Source organism: Pseudomonas sp. SJZ074 (genome assembly GCF_007828215.1).
GTDB lineage: Bacteria > Pseudomonadota > Gammaproteobacteria > Pseudomonadales > Pseudomonadaceae > Aquipseudomonas.
Genome location: NZ_VIUE01000013.1, coordinates 59,678 through 80,278, shown reverse-complemented (window position 1 = coordinate 80,278; position 20,601 = coordinate 59,678). Strand labels below are relative to the sequence as shown.

At 63.2% G+C, this 20,601-nt stretch carries 17 protein-coding genes; 6 read left to right on the top strand and 11 right to left on the bottom strand.

What is annotated here, in order from left to right:
* Window positions 1-6 precede the first annotated feature (6 nt).
* The 5 genes from FBX99_RS15400 to FBX99_RS15380 form a co-directional block, all read right to left on the bottom strand.
* Window positions 7-1,071: a 2,3-butanediol dehydrogenase gene (locus FBX99_RS15400; RefSeq protein WP_256662518.1), complete on the bottom strand. Its 1,065-nt coding sequence runs from the start codon at window positions 1,069-1,071 to the stop codon at window positions 7-9.
* 80 nt (window positions 1,072-1,151) lie between these two features.
* Window positions 1,152-2,264: an acetoin dehydrogenase dihydrolipoyllysine-residue acetyltransferase subunit gene (locus FBX99_RS15395; RefSeq protein ID WP_144929383.1), complete on the bottom strand. Its 1,113-nt coding sequence runs from the start codon at window positions 2,262-2,264 to the stop codon at window positions 1,152-1,154.
* The gene (locus tag FBX99_RS15390; RefSeq protein ID WP_144929385.1) at window positions 2,264-3,280 is read right to left on the bottom strand and encodes an alpha-ketoacid dehydrogenase subunit beta; all 1,017 of its coding nucleotides are present in this window, start codon (window positions 3,278-3,280) and stop codon (window positions 2,264-2,266) included. Before FBX99_RS15390 ends, FBX99_RS15395 begins: the two co-directional genes overlap by 1 nt.
* Before the next feature lie 35 nt (window positions 3,281-3,315).
* Window positions 3,316-4,293, bottom strand: a complete 978-nt coding sequence (locus FBX99_RS15385; protein WP_047702923.1) for a thiamine pyrophosphate-dependent dehydrogenase E1 component subunit alpha — start codon at window positions 4,291-4,293, stop codon at window positions 3,316-3,318.
* 3 nt (window positions 4,294-4,296) lie between these two features.
* Window positions 4,297-5,379, bottom strand: a complete 1,083-nt coding sequence (locus FBX99_RS15380) for an ATP-NAD kinase family protein (RefSeq protein ID WP_145131931.1) — start codon at window positions 5,377-5,379, stop codon at window positions 4,297-4,299.
* A 345-nt stretch (window positions 5,380-5,724) separates the two neighbouring features.
* Between FBX99_RS15380 and FBX99_RS15375 the strand changes: the two genes are divergently transcribed.
* Window positions 5,725-7,605: a sigma-54-dependent Fis family transcriptional regulator gene (locus FBX99_RS15375; protein WP_144929389.1), complete on the top strand. Its 1,881-nt coding sequence runs from the start codon at window positions 5,725-5,727 to the stop codon at window positions 7,603-7,605.
* Window positions 7,606-7,633: 28 nt separating this feature from the next.
* Here the strand turns inward: FBX99_RS15375 and FBX99_RS15370 are convergent, their stop codons facing one another.
* The 3 genes from FBX99_RS15370 to FBX99_RS15360 all read right to left on the bottom strand — a co-directional run bounded on the left by FBX99_RS15370 (window position 7,634) and on the right by FBX99_RS15360 (window position 9,687).
* Window positions 7,634-7,963 carry a hypothetical protein gene (locus tag FBX99_RS15370; protein ID WP_144929391.1) on the bottom strand — a complete coding sequence of 110 codons (330 nt, stop codon included), beginning with the start codon at window positions 7,961-7,963 and terminating at the stop codon, window positions 7,634-7,636.
* A 122-nt stretch (window positions 7,964-8,085) separates the two neighbouring features.
* The gene (locus FBX99_RS15365; RefSeq protein ID WP_145131929.1) at window positions 8,086-9,324 is read right to left on the bottom strand and encodes a cytochrome c biogenesis protein DipZ; all 1,239 of its coding nucleotides are present in this window, start codon (window positions 9,322-9,324) and stop codon (window positions 8,086-8,088) included.
* Between the two features lie 99 nt (window positions 9,325-9,423).
* The gene (locus FBX99_RS15360) at window positions 9,424-9,687 is read right to left on the bottom strand and encodes a DUF2790 domain-containing protein (RefSeq protein WP_144929395.1); all 264 of its coding nucleotides are present in this window, start codon (window positions 9,685-9,687) and stop codon (window positions 9,424-9,426) included.
* Window positions 9,688-9,919: 232 nt separating this feature from the next.
* On the opposite strand from FBX99_RS15360, the gene FBX99_RS15355 reads away from it, so the two are divergent.
* From FBX99_RS15355 to FBX99_RS15340, 4 genes are all read left to right on the top strand, one after another.
* Window positions 9,920-10,660 (top strand): response regulator, encoded by a 741-nt coding sequence (locus tag FBX99_RS15355; RefSeq protein WP_144929407.1) that lies wholly within the window; start codon window positions 9,920-9,922, stop codon window positions 10,658-10,660.
* Window positions 10,657-11,979, top strand: coding sequence for an ATP-binding protein (locus FBX99_RS15350; RefSeq protein ID WP_144929408.1), 1,323 nt, complete (start codon window positions 10,657-10,659; stop codon window positions 11,977-11,979). Before FBX99_RS15355 ends, FBX99_RS15350 begins: the two co-directional genes overlap by 4 nt.
* Window positions 11,980-12,155: 176 nt before the next feature.
* A complete protein-coding gene (locus FBX99_RS15345) occupies window positions 12,156-13,955 on the top strand; it encodes a thiamine pyrophosphate-requiring protein (protein ID WP_145131927.1) in 1,800 nt (599 codons plus the stop codon).
* A gap of 143 nt (window positions 13,956-14,098) precedes the next feature.
* Entirely contained in the window at window positions 14,099-16,672 is a 2,574-nt protein-coding gene (locus FBX99_RS15340; RefSeq protein WP_144929410.1) for an EAL domain-containing protein, read from the top strand.
* A 143-nt stretch (window positions 16,673-16,815) separates the two neighbouring features.
* On the opposite strand, the gene FBX99_RS15335 is transcribed toward FBX99_RS15340, so the two are convergent.
* Together FBX99_RS15335 and FBX99_RS15330 are read right to left on the bottom strand one after the other, a co-directional pair.
* Window positions 16,816-17,862 (bottom strand): class I SAM-dependent methyltransferase, encoded by a 1,047-nt coding sequence (locus FBX99_RS15335; RefSeq protein ID WP_144929411.1) that lies wholly within the window; start codon window positions 17,860-17,862, stop codon window positions 16,816-16,818.
* A gap of 468 nt (window positions 17,863-18,330) precedes the next feature.
* Window positions 18,331-19,338, bottom strand: coding sequence for an NAD(P)-dependent oxidoreductase (locus FBX99_RS15330; protein WP_144929412.1), 1,008 nt, complete (start codon window positions 19,336-19,338; stop codon window positions 18,331-18,333).
* A gap of 111 nt (window positions 19,339-19,449) precedes the next feature.
* Here FBX99_RS15330 and FBX99_RS15325 point away from each other — a divergent pair, with 111 nt between their 5' ends.
* Window positions 19,450-20,061, top strand: a complete 612-nt coding sequence (locus tag FBX99_RS15325; protein WP_178111948.1) for a TetR/AcrR family transcriptional regulator — start codon at window positions 19,450-19,452, stop codon at window positions 20,059-20,061.
* Between the two features lie 7 nt (window positions 20,062-20,068).
* Here the strand turns inward: FBX99_RS15325 and FBX99_RS15320 are convergent, their stop codons facing one another.
* Window positions 20,069-20,557, bottom strand: coding sequence for a MarR family winged helix-turn-helix transcriptional regulator (locus FBX99_RS15320; protein ID WP_144929413.1), 489 nt, complete (start codon window positions 20,555-20,557; stop codon window positions 20,069-20,071).
* Window positions 20,558-20,601 lie beyond the last annotated feature (44 nt).

Below are 20,601 nucleotides of genomic sequence, written 5' to 3'. Positions count from 1 at the left end.
GAAAAGTCAGCTCCGGGCCGGTGACACGATGATCTTCACGTTGTGTTCCTTGTTGTTGACCAGTTCCTCGAACCCCTGTCCGACAATCTGTTCCAGCTGGATGCGCCCGGTCACCAGGGGCGAGATGTCCAGGCGGCCATCGGCGATGAACGCGATGACGTCGGCAAACTCGCCGTTGTAGGCCAGTGCGCCGAGCACCTGTTTCTCGGTGGATACCAGCTCGAAGAAATTGAATTCGCTCGGCTCCTCGAAAATCCCCACCAGCACGCATTTGCCAGCCTTGCGGATCAGGTCGATGGCGAACTTGGCGGTGTGCTTGTTACCGATGCATTCGAAGCTGACATCGGCACCCAGCCCTCCGGTCAGGCGGCGCACCTCGGCCAGCGCATCGCGCTGGTTGGGATCGATGACATGAGTGGCACCGACCTCCAGGGCCTTGGCCTTGCGCGCCCCGGACATCTCCAGGGCAATCACCTGGGCCGCCCCGGCGGCCTTGGCGCACATGATAGTGCACAGGCCGATGGTCCCGGCGCCAACCACCACGACGTTCTGGCCCAGCAGGCTGCCGGCCTTCTTGACCGCGTGCATGCCCACCGCCAACGGCTCGATCAGCGCGCCGGCCTCGGCAGGAAAACCGGCGGGCAATTTATAGAGCAAGTTGGCCGGCACATTGACCAGTTCCGCGAACGCGCCGTTGTTCATCAAGCCGGTGAACGCCAGGTTCTCGCAGATGTTGTAGAGCCCGTGGGTGCAGTAGTAGCAGGTGCCGCAGTGCTGGCAGGCATCCGCTGCCACCGGCTCGCCAACGCTGAAGCCCTCTACCCCGGCACCCAGCTCGACGATTTCACCACAGAATTCATGACCGAGGATGCACTGGCCCTTGATACCGGTCAGCGGGTGCGGCGCGTCCACCGGGATGAACACCGGCCCGGCCACGTACTCATGCAGGTCGGAGCCGCAGATGCCGCACCACTGCACGCGGATCTGCACCCAGCCGGCAGGCGGCGAAACGGGCAACGGTACGTCTTCGACGCGGATGTCGTTACGGCCATGCCAGACGGCGGCGCGCATGCTGCGGGTGGGCTTGATTGAGGCGTTCATAGCGTTCTCCAGAATGCTTGGGGGCGACGACTCGCGCGTCGCCCGTTTGATCAGTGCTGCTCAATGAACTCAAGGATCAATCGATTGACCTGCTCGGCCGCTTCCATCTGCACCATGTGGCCCTGGCCGGCCAGTACCTCGACCTGGGCGTCCAGCCCTTCGCCATGGGTCGCCGGGATGATCGCGTCATCGCTGCCCCAGACCACCAGAGTCGGCACGTGACCAGCCTGCACCACCTCGCGCAAGTCCACCTGTTGGCGACCCTCGGCGAACAAGGTCGCCGACAGCTGCTTCAACGCTACCTCCACGCCCTCCAGGCGCTTGTACTTGAGCATGTCTTCGAGCATCTGCCGGTTGACCAGCTCGGCATTGGAGAACAACTGCACCAATTGCGGCTTGAGGGCGTTGCGGTTGGAGGCCTCGACAAAGCCTTGCAGGTAGCCGCCGTTGATCTCAGGGCCGAGGCCGGCGCTGCCGATCAGCGTCAGGGAACGCACCCGCTGGGGCATCAAGCGTGCGCTGTTCAGCGACACGGCGCCGCCCATGGAATGCCCCACCAGGTGCGCGACGCTGATGTCCAGGTGATCGAGCAAGGCCAGCACCGCGCCGCTCAGCTCGTCCAGGTCGCCCCGTCGCAGGGTCTTGCCGGACTCGCCATGGCCCGGCAGATCCAGGGCGATCACCCGGCGGTCGGCCGCCAGGGCCTCATGGTTGAACAGCCAGTTGTTCAGGTCCCCGCCAAAACCGTGGACCAACACCAATGGCACGCCCCCTTGGCCGCGTTCAAAGTAGCGGATCACCCGACCGTTCAGCTCGACCTTCTGCGGTTTCGCGCCGGTGTCTTCGTCACCGCTGTCGCCCGGCACGAAACTGGACTGGAACTGCTCGATGACCGCATCGATCTCGGCGTCACTGGCCTCGCCTTCGACGACAATGCCCAGCAAGGCGCCGACCGCCAGGGTTTCGTCCTGGCGCGCGATCTGCCGACGCAACACACCGGAGAACGGCGCTTCGACGCTGCTGGAGATCTTGTCGGTCTCCACATCCAGCACGTCGTCGCCCTTGGTAATGGCCTGGCCCTCCTCCTTGAGCCAGGCATCGACCCGGCCTTCAGTCATCGACAGCCCCCACTTGGGCATGGTCAGGGTATGAATCTGGCTCATCAGCGCTTGCTCCACTCGATCACGTTGAGCACGGCTTGTTCGATCTTCGCCGCGTCAGGGATGTACAGATCTTCCAGGGAATCGGAGAACGGCACCGGCGTGTGCGGCGCGGTGACCATCTCGATCGGCGCCTTGAGCGCGCCGAAGGCTTTCCGGGCCACCAGCGCCGAAACATCGGTGGCCATGGAGCAGCGTGGGTTGGCCTCATCGATGACCACCAGGCGCCCGGTCTTTTCCACGCTTTCGAGGATGCTGTCCTCGTCCATCGGACTGGTGGTGCGCAGGTCGATGACCTCGCAATCGAGGCCGCGCCCGGCCAGGCTACGTGCTGCGTCCATGGCGGTGTTGACCATGCGGCCGTAGGACACCAGGGTCACGTCCTTGCCGTCGCGCAGGAAGTTGGCCTCGCCGAACGGGATGGTGTAGAGCTCTTCGGGCACCTCGCCCTGCATGCCGTAGAGCAATTTGTGCTCGCAGAAGATCACCGGATCGTTGTCGCGGATCGCCTGAATCAACAAACCCTTGGCATCGTAGGGCGACGACGGGCACACCACCTTCAGCCCGGGGATGTGCGTCCACAAGGACGTGAGCATCTGTGAATGCTGGGCTGCGGCGCGCAGGCCGGCACCGACCATGGTACGGATCACCAACGGCGTGGCAGCCTTGCCACCGAACATGTAGCGAAACTTCGCCGCCTGGTTGAGGATCTGGTCCAGGCAGCAGCCGGCGAAGTCGACGAACATCAGTTCGCACACCGGGCGCACACCACAGGTCGCGGCCCCGACCGCTGCGCCGACGTAACCGATTTCCGATAACGGGGTGTCGAGCACACGACCGGGGAACTGGTCGTAGAGGCCCTTGGTGACGCCAAGCACACCGCCCCAGGCGTCGTTCTCACCGGGCGCGCCGGCGCCACCGGCCACGTCCTCGCCCATGATGAACACGCTGCTATCGCGGCGCATTTCCTGGGCCAGGGCTTCGTTGATTGCCTGCTGATAGCTGATTTTTCTCGCCATGATGGAATTCTCTGTTCTTGTTTTATAAGGGGCGTTCAGGGGTAGGAGACGTAGACGTCAGTGAGCAGATCAGCCGCCGCAGGCTTGGGATCGGATTTGGCCTTGCGCACGGCGTTTTCGATCAGCAGTTCCACTTCCCGGTCGACCTGGTCCAGTTGCTCGGCCGAAAGCAACCCGGCCCGGGTCGTGCGCTCGCGAAACTGCATCAGGCAGTCCTGGTTTTCACGGAAGTGCTTGACCTCATCCGGTGCCCGATACGTCTGCGCATCGCCCTCGAAATGCCCGTAATAGCGGGTCAGCTTGACCTCGATCAGCGACGGCCCTTCCCCGGCCCGGGCACGCTCGATGGCCGCCCCGGCGGCTTCGTGGACGGCGAAGAAGTCAAAACCGTCCACGGTCACCCCCGGCATGCCGAACCCGGCGGCACGGTCGGCGATGTGATCGCACGCCACCGACCAATTGGACGCCGTGGCCTCGGCGTAGCCGTTGTTCTCGGCGATGAACAGGCACGGCAGGTTCCACACCGAAGCCATGTTCATGGCCTCGAATACCGCGCCTTCGTTGGAGCCGCCGTCACCGAAAAACACCACCGCGACGCTGTCGGTGCCCTTGAGCCGGGCCGCCAGCGCCGCACCGACCACCAGCGGCGCACCGGCGCCGACAATGCCGTTGGCGCCGAGCATGCCCTTCTCGAAATCGGCGATGTGCATGGAGCCGCCCTTGCCTTGGCAGACCCCGGTTTTCTTGCCGTAGATCTCGGCCATCATTCCGTAGACATCCACGCCTTTGGCGATGCAATGGCCGTGGCCGCGGTGGTTGGAGGCAATGCAGTCGTCATCGCCCAGGTGGGCCATGACCCCGGCGGCCGAGGCCTCTTCGCCGGCATACAAGTGGACGAAACCGGGAATCTCGCCGGTGGCGAATTCCACGTGCAGGCGCTCTTCGAACGCGCGGATGGTGCGCATCACCTGGTAGGCGTGCAGCAGTTGATCGTGGGTGAGCGGTGTCGACATTTTTTATTCTCCAGGGGTGTCTTGAAGGGTGATTTGCAGGTTCAGGGGGTGTTGCGGGTGTTCACGGCCGATGCCCAGCAAGCGCTGTTGCGCGGCGTAGGCCAGCACCGCGTCGACATCGATGCTCAGCGGGCCGCCGGCATCGAGGGTGACTGTGGGACGGTCGTGCGGGTTGAATTCGATTTCCCGTTCGCCATCCAGGGCCAGCGTGCCGCTGGACAGCGCCAACGGGTGGGCCACGCCTGGCTCCAGGCGGCCGGCCGCGAGCACGCCGCAGCCCTGCAACAGGCCTGGGGCCAGCGGCACCAGCAGCGCTTCGGGCGATTGCGGGTCCAGGCGCATCCAGGCGCCGCCCGGCTCCTGCCGCGTCACCGGCAGCCACAAGCCACACAAGGCCGACAGGCCAATGGATTGCGGCTCGGCAAAGGTCACGAAGACTTCGGCCAGATCCGCCGCCCGGCTGATGGCACGGGCGCCGACGAAGCGCAGCGGCGACACGGCAACGTCCACCAGGGCGATTTCCCGCAGGCCGCGCTGGGCCTCGCACACCAGCAAGCGTTTGTTGCGCCGCAAGCCGATCTGCCCGGGAATGCGGCCGCTGGCGTACAACCCGCCGGCGAGCCCTGCCGTGGTGGCCTCGCGCAGCTCGGGGAAAGCGTTGTTGGTACCGGTGGACAGGGTCAGCAAGGGGATATCGCCCACTTCGGCGGCGACGGCCTTGTGGGTGCCGTCACCACCGAGCACGGCGATCAGCGCCACCTCGCGCTCGGCCATCAGCCGCGCGGCCCTGCGGGTGTCTTCCACGGTCTGGCGCAAGGTCAGGTCGAGAAACTCCAGGGCCGGCCAATGACTGTCGCGGGCGTGGCGGCTGTGGCTGTTCTTCAGCACGGCGGCGGCGATGCCGGTCATGTCGGTGGGCATCAGCACCTGTTCGATACCGGTGGCACCGAAAGCCGCCAGCAAGCGCTGAATCACCGAGACCTTGTCAGTGCTGGAAAACAGCCCGGCGTTGGCGGTCAGGCGCCGAACGTCGCGGCCCGAGGCTGGGTTGGCGATGATGCCTACGGTCAGGGGGCGGCGACTCATGGCGCCACCGCGGACGTGACGGGCAAATGACCAGGGCAGGAAGACATGGCGTACCTCGTTTCTTATTATTGGAAGGCCCGTCGTGCGGGTACAGGGCCTAGAGCAAGGGCGGTGCCAGTTGCGCGAAAATCCCGGCAGACGTCCGGACCAGAGCCTTCGCAGCGAGATAAACCACGAACCGGGACAAGGCCCCGTGAGACGCCACATATCAGCCTGCACGAGCCATTGGCGAGACCGTGAGACGTGGCGTCTCACGCCGGCACCTGATCCCGTCAGGCTTGTCTGTGTCCGGCGAACGGCGCTTAATGAGCGCACAACGATAAGAAGCTGAACCGGAGGCCAGTCATGCTTTCCGCTCACTCCCGGGCCCATGTGGATTGCGTCAGCCGCGTCGTGAAGAACGCGGACCAATTGCCGCAGCTTCCCGTCCCGAACCTGATCCTCGACTCCTGGCGTCGGTCCATGGAGCAGCATCGCCTCGACCCTGGCTCGCTGCAGGGCCCGCGCATCCTGTCCGAGGATGTGCTCAAGCAATGCCGCGAGCGCTCCGAACTGTTCCTCAATATCGCCAGCGAAGAAGTGGCGCGCCTCCATGGCCGGGTACGGGACGCCGACTACTGTGTGCTGCTGACCGATGCCCAGGGTCAGACCATCGACTACCGTGTTGAAACCGCCATTCGCAATGACTGCCGCAAGGCCGGACTTTACCTGGGCACCTGTTGGTCGGAGGGCGAGGAAGGCACGTGCGGCGTGGCGGCAGTGCTCACGGCCAAGGCGCCGGTGACGGTGCACAAGCGCGATCACTTCCGCGCCGCCTTCATTGGCCTGACCTGCTCCGCCGCGCCGGTCTTCGATCCTCAGGGAGAACTGCTTGGGGTGCTGGATGTGTCAGCGGTTCGCTCACCGGATGAGCGCCGCTCGCAGCACTTGATCCGCCAGATGGTGGTGCAGAGCGCCCGGGAAATCGAACAGGCATTCTTCATGAGCAGCGCCCAGGGTTATTGGGTACTGCGAGCCCACCGCAACGCCGGCTACGTCGACAGCCAGCCCGATTATCTGTTCGCCTGGGACGACGATGGCTGCCTGCAGGCCCTGAACCCCGCCGCACGCCAGTACCTGCTGCAGCAATACGGCCAGTTGCCGCAGCACATCAGCCAGGTCTTCGATCAACAATGGTTGCACCGTGCCCGGGACGAGAGTCTTTATCCCTTCGACCGCCAGGGGACCGAGTCGTCCCTGCATGGCCGCTTGAGCGCGCCACGGCAGCGGGCGCGGCCGCGTACACGGGCGGCGATGGCACCGGTCGACGTCGATCCACGCCTGGCCGACAGCCTGCGCCTGGCGGTGCGGGTCAAGGATCGCAACCTGCCGGTGTTGATCCAGGGCGAAACCGGCTCCGGCAAAGAGGTGTTCGCCCGCCAGTTGCACCAGGCCAGTCAGCGCCGTGAGCGTCCTTTCGTCGCGCTGAACTGCGCCGCGATTCCTGAAAGCCTGATCGAGAGCGAATTGTTCGGCTACGTGGCCGGGGCGTTTACCGGCGCCTCGGCCAAGGGCATGCAGGGCCTGTTGCAGCAGGCCGATGGCGGCACGCTATTTCTGGACGAAATCGGTGATATGCCGCTGGCCTTGCAGACTCGTCTGTTGCGGGTGCTGGCGGAGGGCGAAGTGGCGCCTCTCGGTGCATCACGCCGCAAAGCCGTGGACATCCAGGTGATCTGCGCCACCCACCGTGACCTGGAGAACCTGGTCGCCGCCGGCGAGTTTCGCGAGGACCTGTATTTCCGCCTGGGAGGCGCCCGCTTCCAACTGCCGCCGCTGCGCGAGCGCAGTGACCGGCTGACGCTGATCAACCGTATCCTCGAAGAGGAGTCGACCCGCTGCGGCGGCGCCGTGCAATTGAGCAGCGCGGCCCTGGAATGCCTGCTCGGCTATCACTGGCCGGGCAATGTCCGCCAGTTGCGCCATGTGTTGCGCTACGCCTGTGCGGTATGCGAGAGCCGGGTGATCCAGCGCGCTCACCTGCCCGAGTCGTTGCACGGCTCGCCCGTCGCTGCCCTTGCCCCAGAGCCCAGCGCCAGCCCGGAACGCCAGGCCCTGCTCGATGCCCTCGTGCGCCATCGCTGGAAACCCACCGCCGCCGCCCGGGCCCTGGGCATTTCCCGGGCCACCCTGTACCGACGGGTGCATCAACATGGCATCGACATGCCTGGTCGAAGCCCGGCATGAACGAGTATCAAGGCTTTCCGTACAGAACCTAGCGGCGCGCCAACTCGTGACGCACGCACTGCTCGTAGTAGGTCTGCTTGACCGCGGCGGGTTTGAGGCGAGACGCGCTGTCGTAGGTCTGTTCGGTGATGCCCAGGGCGGTCATACGCATCCATGGCCGGGGGAATTTGCGCACTTGCAGCTTTTTCCGGGCGCCGTACAGGGAGACACCGGAGAGCTTGGAGGCTTGCGCGCCTGCCGCGATGTCCGCCCCCCAACGACATACGGACTGCTGGTTTTGCGTCAGCGCCCGGGCCTGAGCCTCAAGCGCGACGCTGACCAGGAAAACTGTCGTTACCACCCATATAGAAACACGCATAGGTTTGTCGCCCAACTTTCTGAAATAAAAGAAGTTTGACGAGGTTCCGGAAAGCAAGGGCCAGCACTGACGTGCGCGCCCCTGTGGCGAGGGGATAAATCCCCTCGCCACAGGTTGGTATTTTATTGGCCATTGGGTTGATGAGTAACGGCGGAGTCCGCCTTGGCCTCCTGCAGCAACTGTTGGATCACCTGCTCCTGCTCGCCGTAGCGGCCTTCACCGAAGTGGCTGTAGCGCACCTGCCCCTTGGCATCGATGAAATAGTGCGCCGGCCAGTACTGGTTGTTGAAGGCACGCCAGATCGCATACTGGTTGTCGATGGCCACCGGGTAGTGGATGTCCAGTTTGCGCACCTGCTGGCGTACGTTGTCGATGATCTTCTCGTAGCCGTATTCCGGGGTGTGAACGCCGATCACCACCAGGCCGTCCTGCTTATACTTCTTGGCCCAGTCGTTCACATAGGGCAGCGTGTGCTGGCAATTGATGCAGTCGTAGGTCCAGAAATCCACCAGCACCACCTTGCCCTTCAGCGATTCACTGCTCAGCGGCGGCGAGTTCAACCATTGCACCGCACCGTCCAGCGAAGGCATGGCGCCCTGGAACTCGAGGCTCGGCAGCGGGTTGGCGCTGGCCTTGCTGACCACGTAGTCGATTGCCTGGGGCACCTTCTCCAGCACCCGCTGCTCCAGGCTGGCGGCTCCTTGGGAAGAGGTATTGGCCAACAGTCGATCATCGGCACCAGTAGCGATGGCCACGGCAGCCAGCAACACCACCACCCCACTGCCACGACGCAGCCAGGCGGTCACGGGCAAAGAAAGCTTCAGCCGCGCGGCCAAGCCACGTCCGGCGAAGATCAGGGTTCCCAGCGACAAGGCACTGCCCAGCCCGTAGGCCAGCAGCAACAGGCTGGTTCCGGCGCTGGCGCCCTGCAGCATGGCGCCGGTCAGGATCACCCCGAGTATCGGCCCGGCACAGGGCGCCCAGAGCAGCCCGGTGGCAACGCCGATCAACACCGAGGCCAACGGCCCACCCAGTCGTCCGGCGCCCGCATCGACGCGATTGCCCAGGCTGACCAACGGCCGCGCCAACCAGCTGCCAACCCGGCTGAAGATCAACGACAAGGCGAACAGCACCATCACCCCCAGGGCGACTTGCCGACCTACGCTGCTGGCGCGCAATACCCAGTCGCTGCTGACCACCGCCAGGCTCGATACCAAGGCAAAAGTCAGCACCATGCCGCCGAGGGTCAGCAACATCGAACTGGCGGTACGATTGGCCCGGGCGAACAGAAACGGCACCACGGGGAGAATACAAGGGCTGAGGATCGTCAGGATCCCGCCGAGGAAAGCGATCAGAAGCATGGCATCACCTCATGGGCAGCCAGGCCGGTTCGGGCCTGTTTATATAAAACATATACCAATTAAAACAACAAGTTATTAACCATTATTGATATTTTACTTTCAGTTGTCGTTATTGCAGTGATCAGCCAGTTTGCGATACTCCAGTGCCTGGCGATGCCCGGCCGAATCCAGGTAAGTCATGTGGGCATTGACCACGCCGCAGGCGGGGCCGCTGTCTTCGGAAACGGAGAGCACTTTCTGGATGTCCAGGTGACTGCCATAGGCATAGGTCTGCGTCTGGACGTCGCTTTCGGCCCGGGCCGACAGGGTGCAGATGTTCAGCGCGGCGAACAGGCAGGCGGCGTAGATGGCTTTGGTGTTCATGGCGGTGTCCTTGATTCATTCAATGGGTGTACTTGCTGTCGAGGCCGGGTGTGTTGCCTCGTTGGATGCCATTGAATGCCGCTGAGGTATCGCGTCTGTATCGAGCCCGGGCGCTTTTTGCATCGCTGTGTATCCGGCGGGCGCCAGATACACTGCAATACAATCCGTCGCGAGCCGGGCCCGCCGGCCCCTGTATTCTGATCACAACGAAACGCCAAGAGGGCTGAACACCATGGATCATGTCGATCACGTGTTGATAGTGGATGACGATCGCGAGATCAGAGAACTGGTGGGTAACTACCTGAAGAAGAATGGCCTGCGCACCACCGTCGTCGCCGATGGTCGGCAGATGCGCGCCTTCCTGGAAACCACGCCGGTAGATCTGATCGTGCTGGACCTGATGATGCCGGGGGATGACGGCCTGGTCCTGTGTCGGGAGCTGCGCGCCGGCAAGCACAAGAACACGCCGGTGCTGATGCTCACCGCCCGCAACGACGAAACCGACCGCATCATCGGTCTGGAAATGGGCGCCGATGATTATCTGGTCAAACCCTTCGCCGCCCGTGAGCTGCTGGCCCGGATCAACGCGGTGTTGCGCCGCACCCGCATGCTGCCGCCCAACCTGGTGGTCACCGAAAGCGGCCGTCTGCTGGCGTTCGGCCGCTGGCGCCTGGACACCACGGCGCGACATCTGCTGGACAGCGACGGCACCATGGTTGCCCTGAGCGGCGCGGAGTACCGGTTGTTGCGGGTGTTCCTCGACCATCCGCAGCGGGTGCTCAACCGCGACCAACTGCTGAACCTGACTCAGGGCCGGGACGCCGACCTGTTCGATCGCTCCATCGACCTGCTGGTCAGCCGCCTGCGCCAGCGTCTGCTGGATGACGCCCGCGAGCCGGCCTACATCAAGACCGTGCGCAGCGAAGGCTATGTCTTCTCCTTGCCGGTGGAGATTCTCGAGGCGTCGACATGAATCTGCCGCTACGGTGGCCGCGCACCCTCGCCTCGCGGCTGTCGCTGATTTTCCTGATCGGCCTGATCCTGGCCCAGGGCCTGTCGTTCGGCGTCCAGTACTACGAGCGCTACCAGACCGCCAAGTCCACCATGCTCGGCAACCTGGAAACCGATGTCTCGACCTCCGTCGCCATCCTGGACCGCCTGCCCGCCGCCGAACGCCCGGACTGGCTGCCCAGGCTCACCCGGCGCAATTACGGTTACCTGCTGAATGAAGGGCAACCCGGCCAGCCGATAGCCCGTGACGACGCGCCGATCTCGGTGAGTTCGATCGAGGACGCCATCGGTGAGGCCTATCCCCTGACCTTTATCGACATTCCGGGACCGCAGAAGCATTACCAGGCGCACCTGCGCCTGAGCGACGGCAGTCCGCTGACCATCGACGTCCGCCCAGCCATGATGCCCCTCTCCCCCTGGCTGCCGGTGGTATTGCTGGGGCAGCTGGCGTTGCTGATCGGCTGCACCTGGCTGGCCGTGCGCATCGCCGTCGGCCCGCTGACCCGGCTGGCCCAGGCCGTGGAAACCCTCGACCCGAATGCCCACAGCGTGCGCCTGGATGAACACGGCCCGACCGAAGTGGTCCATGCCGCCAAGGCATTCAACGCCATGCAGGACCGCATCGCCGCCTATCTCAAGGAGCGCATGCAGTTGCTGGCGGCGATCTCTCACGACCTGCAGACCCCCATCACCCGCATGAAGCTGCGCGCGGAATTCATGGACGAGGGCATTGAGAAGGACAAACTCTGGAGCGATCTGGGTGAAATGGAACATCTGGTGCGCGAAGGCGTGGCCTACGCCCGCAGCATCCACGGCGCCACCGAGGCCAGCTGCCGCATCAGCCTGGATGCATTCCTCGACAGCCTGGTGTTCGACTACCAGGACACCGGGCAGGATGTACAACTGTCCGGAAAGAACGCCGCCGTCATCGACACCCGCCCCCATGCCTTGCGCCGGGTGCTGGTGAACCTGGTGGACAACGCGTTGAAGTTCGGTGGCGCGGCGCGGATCGAGGTGCAGGCCGAGAACGACGGCCAACTGGCGATCCAGGTCCTGGACCGCGGGCCCGGCATCAATGAGCAGGAACTGGCCGAAGTGCTCAAGCCGTTCTACCGGGTGGAAAGCTCGCGCAACCGTGAAACCGGTGGGACCGGACTGGGACTGGCCATCGCCCAGCAACTGGCGACGGCCATGGGCGGCTCGCTGACCTTGAGCAACCGCGAAGGCGGCGGCCTGTGCGCCGAACTGCGTCTGCCCCGCGACACCTCGCTCGGCCGTTGACTCTAGGCTGACCGGCCCAGCGCAATCGTCGGATCGCCGCCCGGAGCATCAGCCAGCCATCGCCCCTCGCCTTCGAAAATCGAAACCTTGGAAGACTTGCGTCGGTCCAGTCCTGTGTAGCCACCCAACGCTGCACGCCGTTCCAAGCGGCTGCGGCCCAGCAATGAGGGACAGACATGAGCATGACCGTCGGTGATTTTCTGGTGGAACGCCTTTATGAATGGGGCGTTCGCTGTATTTATGGCTATCCGGGCGATGGCATCAATGGCGTTTTCGGCGCCTTGAACCGTGCCAATGGCAAGATCCGCTTCATCCAGGCACGTCACGAGGAAATGGCCGCGTTCATGGCCTGTGCCCACGCCAAGTTCACCGGCGAGCTGGGAGTGTGCATCGCCACCTCGGGGCCGGGTGCATCGCACTTGGTGACGGGCCTCTACGACGCCCGGATGGATCACATGCCGGTGCTCGCCATCAGCGGCCAGCAGGCCCGCGCCGCCCTCGGCGGGCATTACCAGCAGGAGCTGGACCTGGTCAGCCTGTTCAAGGATGTGGCCGGGGCGTTCGTCCAGCAGGCCAGCACACCGTCCCAGGTGCGCCATCTGCTCGACCGCGCCGTCCGCACCGCCGTGGGCGAGCGACGTGTCACCGCACTGGTCCTGCCCAATGACCTGCAAGAAATGGAATACACCCCACCGCCCCACAAGCACGGTACGGTTCACTCCGGCGTCGGCTACCGCAAACCCAGGGTCGTACCTTACGAAGAAGATCTGCGCCAAGCCGCCGAGGTCCTCAACGCTGGCAAGAAAGTCGCTATCCTCGTGGGCGCCGGTGCGCTGCAGGCGACAGACGAAGTGATCGCCATCGCCGACAAACTCGGGGCCGGCGTGGCCAAGGCGCTGCTGGGCAAAGCCGCGGTACCGGATGACCTGCCCTGGGTCACCGGTTCCATCGGTCTGCTGGGCACCGAACCCAGCGATAACCTGATGGCCGGCTGCGACACGCTGCTGATGATCGGCTCCGGTTTCCCCTATGCCGAGTTCCTTCCGCCCGAAGGCCAGGCCCGCGGGGTACAGATCGATATTCAGCCGGACATGCTCAGCCTGCGTTACCCCATGGAAGTCAACCTGCAAGGCGACTGCGCCGACACCCTGCGCGCCCTCCTGCCGTTGATCGAAGAAAAGACCGACCGCGCCTGGCGCAAGAAAATCGAGCACTGGCGAGCAGACTGGGACAAGACCCTGGAAATACGCGCCTTGGTGTCGGCCAAACCGATCAATCCGCAACGGGTCACGTTCGAGCTGTCACCCCGCTTGCCGGATCGCGCCATCATCACCTGCGACTCGGGCTCCTGCGCCAACTGGTTTGCCCGGGATATCCAGATCCGTCGCGGCATGATGTGTTCGTTGTCGGGTGGCCTGGCGTCCATGGGCGCCGCGGTGCCCTATGCGATCGCAGCGAAGTTCTGTCATCCGCAGCGGCCGGTCATCGTCCTGGTCGGTGACGGCGCGATGCAGATGAACAACATGGCCGAGTTGATCACCGTCGCCAAATACTGGCGCACCTGGGCCAATGGCACCTGGATCTGCGCAGTGTTCAATAACCAGGATTTGAATCAGGTGACCTGGGAGCAACGTGTCATGGAGGGCGACCCGAAATTCGAGGCGTCCCAGGACATACCGGACGTGCCTTATCACCTTTTTGCCGAGTCCATTGGCCTCAAGGGCATTCTCGTCGAGCAGGAGGACCAGGTCGCTGCGGCCTGGGAGCAAGCGCTGGCGGCCGAACGCCCGGTCCTGATCGAATTCCGGACCGACCCCGACGTGCCGCCCCTGCCCCCCCATATCAAACTGGAACAGGCGAAGAAATTCGCTTCGACCCTGCTCCAGGGTGACCCGAACGAGCGCGGCATCGTGGTGGAAACCGCCAAACAGGTCCTCGGCGCCCTGTTGCCGGGCCATCGCAAGGACAGGGAATAAACGCGCTACCGACTGCCATGCGCCTGCGTGCCAATATTTGACCGTCTTATCAAGTAATCGCCTGCCAGACCAGTTAAGTTAACTGGCCTGGCAGCCGATACAGAAGCGTGCGGGATATTTCGCGTTTAGCTGATGACTTGTTTATGACTGAAGATGCAGGCAACGACTCCACCAAGTTTTCCCCGGGCAAGCCAACCCGTAGTTTCACCCGACGCACCTTCCCGGCCATCATGCTCCTGCTGTTTGTCATGTCCGCGCTGGCGATTGCCCTGCTACTCAACATCACCGGGGCCCAGGACAAGCGTGCCCGGGAACAGAGCCTGTTTTTTGCCCAACGGGCCATCGACGGCATCCGCACGGGTATCGGTCGCGACCTGAGCGACTATTCCAAATGGAGCGACGCTTACCGCCATCTGCATGTAAAGGTGGATAAAGCCTGGGCCTACGACCAGGAAAATGTCGGCAGCAGCGTTTATTCGCTCTACGGTTACCAGGCCGTATTCGTCATTTCCCCCAAGGGCAAAACGGTTTACTCGGTAATCAACGGCGAAATGAGCGACGCCGATGCCAGTACCTGGCTGACGGGAGACCTGCAAAGCCTGGGAAAGACCGCCCGTACAGCGGAAAACCGTGACGAAGTCATCGTCAAGTTGCTGCACCACGACGGCGCACCCGCGTTCGTCGCCGCATCGGCCATCACCACCGGCACGGACAACAGCGTGCGCGAGATCCCGGGACCGGCCAGCCTGATGCTGTTTGTGAAAGTCCTCGACCCGGCTTCATTGGAGAATCTGGCCCGGGACTTTGCCCTGCCCGATGCCTACATCGCCCATAAGCCGGGCCCGGACGGAACGGCCGAATTGTCGCTTGGCGAGAACATCCATGAGGCCCTGGCCTGGCGACCGCCGACTCCGGGCAATGATTTGCGCAAGGTCTTGCTGCCCTTGTTGGTGCTGGCGCTGCTGATCCTGGGGATCCTGGCCCTCGCCGTGCTGCGGCATGCCTTGATGATGCTTCGGGCCCAGGAACACCAGTACGACAGCCTGTTGGCCCACCGCAAGGCGCTGGAGCGTAGCGAAGAACGCTTCCGCGACATCGCGGAGGTGTCCTCCGACTGGCTGTGGGAAGTCGATTCGGCCGGGACATTGACCTATCTGTCGGAACGCTTCGAGCAAGTGACCGGGTTCAGTCCCTCCGAGTGGCTGGGTAAGCCCCTGCATCGGCTGCTGCATCCCCACGGCGGGTCGATTTCCATTGCCCAGTGGTTGCTCGGCGGCGCCAATAATGAGTCCTCGAATTCGCTGTTGTGCGAGTACACGGCCCGCAATCAACGCATCCGCACCTGCAAAATCTCGGTCCGGGCCATTGAAGCCGGCGCCCTGGGGTTCCGCGGCACCGCCACCGATATCACCGATGAGTTGCGGGCATTGGCGCAGATCAAGCACCTCTCCCTGCACGATCCGCTGACCGGGCTGGCCAACCGCAACCGGCTGTTCGACTGCCTCAGCGAACACCTGGACCCGGTCAGCGGCGTGTCGTTGGCGGTGCTGAACCTGGACATGGACCGCTTCAAGCCGGTCAACGATTCCCTGGGCCATGCCGTGGGCGACAAAGTGTTGAAGGAGGTGGCCCATATCCTTCAACAGAACGTGCGCGATACCGACCTGGTGGCTCGTCTGGGCGGCGACGAATTTGTCATTGTCATGCCCGACCCCGGCAATGCCCACGATCTCGATCAACTCTGTGGACGCCTGATCGATTGCATGCAGCGCCCCATGCACCTGGACGGCAACACCCTGTACCTGGGCGTGAGTATCGGTGTGGCCTGGGCACACCCCGGTGACAGCCGGGCCGATGAGCTGTTGCGCCAGGCCGACATCGCCTTGTATGCGGCCAAGGCAGCCGGCCGCAACACTTGGCGCGTTTACGTGGAAGCCATGGGTAATGTGGCCCGCGACCGCCGGCGCTATGAACAGCAGCTGCGCGACGCCATGCACCGGGACCAGTTGGAGCTGCGTTATCTGCCACGTTTCGATGTCAACGCCGAGCAGTTGCACGGCTTTGAAGCCCAGACGTTCTGGCATCATCCCGAAAAAGGTGAGCTGGGTGGTTCCGACTTCATTCCGGTTGCTGAAGCGTCAGGCCAGTTGGAAGAGTTGGGGTCATGGATGTTGATCAACGTCTGTGAGGAAGCGGCGAGCTGGCCGACGCCCGTCAATGTATCCGTCGCGGTTTCGCCGAAATGGTTCAGCAGCAATTTCTTGCTCAATCAAGTGCAGACAGCCCTTGAGACGAGCGATCTGGCTCCCCATCGACTGACCCTGGAAGTGGCCGAGGGCATTCTGCTGGTCGACCACAAGACCGTCGCCACCACCCTGCATGCCCTCAAGGACCTGGGAGTGCGGATCAACATCGATAAGTTCGGCACCAACATCGCCTCCCTTCGCGAAGTCTTGAATCAACCGTTCGACGGCATCCGCTTCGATCGCAATATCCTTTCGCAACTGGGCCTGGAGCATGATCAGGAAGGCGTCCTGGCGATGATCCGGCTGAGCCGCAGCGTGGGCCTGATGGTCACCGCCGAAGGGATCGAAAACGCCCGCCAATTCAGACAATTGCGCAGCGTTGCCTGCGACCATGTCCAGGGCCCTTACTTCGGCTCGGCACTGGCCCGCTCGGAAATGGCCTCGTTCTTCACCACGCCCCGGTGGCTATAAGTAGCTCCAGACAGCCCCGGTGGAAGCGAGCCTGCTCGCGATAGCGCCTGGGCAGTCGAAATCAATGCGGCCTGACCCGATGCCATCGCGAGCAAGCTTTGCTCCCACGGTCTCTCCCCCGTACACGGCCCGTCCCGACACAACTACTTGCGGGCCTCCAGGATCAGGTTGAAGGGTGTTTCCGCTGCCCGGCGCAAGTGTCCGAAACCCGCCTCGGCAAATACCTCCCGCAACCTCGCCTCCCCGGCCTGCGCACCCAGGCCCAGGCCCACTTCCTGAGACAGCGAGTTCGGTGTACAGATGAACGTGGAAGCGGCATAGAACAGTCGTCCGACGGGGGTTATGTTCTCGTCCAGCGTGTCTTTGGCATAGGGCTCGACAAGCAGCACCGTACCGTCTGTCTTCAGCGACTGATAGGCGTGCCGTGCTGCACCGACCGGGTCCCCCATGTCGTGCAGGCAATCGAAATAGCAGATCAGATCGTAATCATCTCCCGGGAAGCTCTTCGCGGTACTTTGGACAAAGCTGACCCGGTCCTCGACGCCGCCCTCTTCGGCACGCTGCGTCGCCGTGGCAATGGAGGGCGCGTGATAATCGAACCCCACAAAGCGCGAGGCAGGAAAGGCCTTGGCCATGACGATAGTCGAAGCGCCATGCCCACAGCCGATGTCTGCCACCTTCGCACCGGCGGTGAGCTTATCGACGACCCCTTCCAGCGCCGGCAACCATTGCGACACCAGATAGGATTTGTACCCAGGCCGGAAAAAGCGTTCGGTACCGTGAAACATGCAGGGATGGTGGTCTCCCCAGGGCAGCCCTCCATCTCCGCGCATGGCCGCCACCAGCTTGTCCTTGTCGTGAAACATGGACGCGATCACCATGACACCGCCCGCCACATACACCGGTGAATCCTCGATGGCCAGCGCCAACGCCTGTTCTTCAGGCAAGACGAACTGGCCCTCGTGGTGCTCCATGTACCCGGATGCCGCATGGGCGCTGAGCCATTCCTGGATCAGCCGTGGATTGCAGCCCGTTCTGGACGCAAGTTCTTCAGAGGTGATCGGCCGGCTATCCGCCATGGCTTTATACAACCCGAGCTCATCGCCAAGGATCATATTGGCGAGCATTGCCGAGGCGCCCATGTCGGACACCAGCTTGCCCATGAACTCGTTAAGTTTTGCCTCGTCCATTACGTACCCTCCTGTAAGAAGGCCACCGTCGATACGGACATGCAGGACCTGAAAACTGTAGCGGTGGTCGGATGGATTGACACGCGGTTGCGCATTGCCGCATCACCGAGTGGGGAAACGCCTGGCGAACGCGGGAGCACGCGCCCGGCTACCCGCGCAATGATCTGCGCGGGGACTGTCAGTCTAATCCGGGAGAAGGGTTCATGGTTTCTGATGCGACACTCGGTGCGTTCGTTCTTCGCAAGCAGACTCACTTCCACAGGGTCTGGTGCTGTACGTAAATGCGGCGTACAGCCCAATCCAGTGTGGGAGCGAACATTCAACTCTTCGTGGCAGACACTCCGCTATCGCGAGCAGGCTCGCTCCCACATTGGATTTGAGGAGTACGCTGCCTTTTGCATACACCACCAGACCCTGTGGGAGCGAGCCTGCTCGCGATAGCGGCGCATCCGGCGCCGCGAGATCGAATCATTCCACCGCTAGCTCGCGCAACACGCCCCCCTCCTGTTCCAGGCGTTGTTGATACGTCGCCGCGTTCAGCAATTGATAGGGGAAATAGAGGCCCGGCGCGGTAGGCGGCTGCCCGTCCAGCCCGAGCAACCGCTCAAGGAGCAACGCGACGCTGAGGCCGGTCAGCGGTGCCGTGCCCGCCGGGTGGACGAGTGCGTGGCGTGTACGCAACGCTTCGCCCTTCTGATCCTCGCCGGCCAGTTCAATGATGATCTCTGTCGACAGGGGGCCACCCTCGCGTCGGGTCGAGCTCAGCCCGATGGCCATGTCGAATTGAACATTGGGCGCGCCCGTGGCGGCGGCCAACCCGACGACGTCGATGGAGGAGAACCCGCCAGCTTCGATGTCCCTGCCATCCACCGCACGGAAGCGGGCCCTGGCCTCTTCTCCTTCCCGCCAGACATACACCCCCTCGCGCCGGGTCATGGCGGCAGGAAGCATCCTGTTCAGGTGTTCGAAGTCAGTCGCGACCGTCGGGCCTCCAGTGTCCTGCTCATCGATCAATGCACTGATCCTGATGTCGTGTACGCGGCTGAAGGCCTCGGCCACCTTCAACGTCGACACCGTCGTGGCGCCGGCCATCCATTCGTATCCGAGGACGATAGGCGCGGCATCGGGCCGGTGCATGTACGTCGCGATTTCCGGTGCGATCTCGAAAATGCCGGACGATATGCTGAGGTGCGGCACGCCACGCCGTTGCGCGTAACGCAGCCCAGCAAGCGCGTGGTCCATGTAAAAAACCACGACACCGCTGACAGCGCGATCACCGAGCCCCAGGTCGTCAGCGCCGGCATCGATCAGCACGCCCTGGGCGTTACCGAGCTTTTCTGCGGCCCGCTGGGCCTTTGCCAGATCGCGGCCACCGATCAGCAGCGGTACGCCGGGATGGGCGGCGCGCAGCGCCTGGGCAGTGTGATGGCCAATGGCGCCAGAACCGCCCATAAACAAGATAGGATCAACAGACATGGTATGTTCTCCTTGTGTTGGAAACGAAACCTACCATTAGTAGGAAGAGTCAACCCGAACATACACCCCACTACCTACCATTGGTAGGTTTTTTAACCCTGGAGCGACGAAGTGCAAACCGACATCGAGTCCCCGACCCCGTCCTCTAGCCGCCGACTGTCAAAAGCCGAACGGCGGCGGCAGTTGCTGGACACCGCGCTATTGATCGTGCGCGAGGAAGGCGCCGACCGCTTGACCCTGGGGCATCTTGCGGTGCGCGCGGGCGTGTCAAAACCGGTGGTCTACGATCATTTCGGCACTCGATCGGACCTGCTGATCGAACTTTATAAATGGATCGATACCGAACGGGTCAACGCGTTCCGTGATGCGATGACAGGCACCGAGCGGCCCCTGGAAGAAACCGCGCTGGTGCTCGCCAGTGCCTATATCCAATGCGCGGCAGACAACACCGACGAGTTCTTCGCGGTGGGTGCGGCGCTGGCAGGCAGCAACGAGAAAGCCGTGGTTTTCCAGGAACTGCTGGATAACTGCGTGCAAATGTTCACCCGTGTGCTCAAGCCCCACACCGAGCTGCCCGTGACCGAACTGGAGCGTCGTTGTACCGGCCTGGTCGGTGCGGGAGAAGCACTTGCGGGCGCCTCGATGCGCGGTCGGCATGGCAAGGACGAAGTGACCCAAGCCTTCGCGGCGCTTATCCGCGGCGCTGTACAGGACGCTGATTGAGGCTAGGTCAAGTGTCCACTGACAGTTCCTTCTCCAGGCCATCGGCAAACTTGCGCATCAGTCTGACGAATGTCTCGAACTCTTCCCCGTCCCAATCCTTGAAGACCGCACGCCCCATCCGCTCACGCGCAGCGTCGATGCGATCAGTCATCGCCTTTCCCGCCGGCGCAATGACTGCTTCGCGCACGCGGCGATCGACGGGACTTGCACGACGCGTCACCAGGCCCAGGCTTTCGAGCTTGGCAACTTGACGACTGATGGTGGTGTAGTCGCGTCCTGAACGTTCAGCCAGATCCACCACACCGATTGGCCCCAGTCGCTCAATGCCCACAAGCACGAAGAACAACGCCCGGTCGAGCCGGATGCCGGCCTCCTCGATCATTCTCTCGTCGTTCTGTGGCCGGTTCATTGCACTGACGAGACTGATCATCGCGCCATGCAGCACCTTCAACTGCTCAGAAATATGTGTATCTTGCACCTTTTTCATCGATGGCATAGCATGGCTCCTATTACGTGCATCCTACACATATTGGAGCTGCC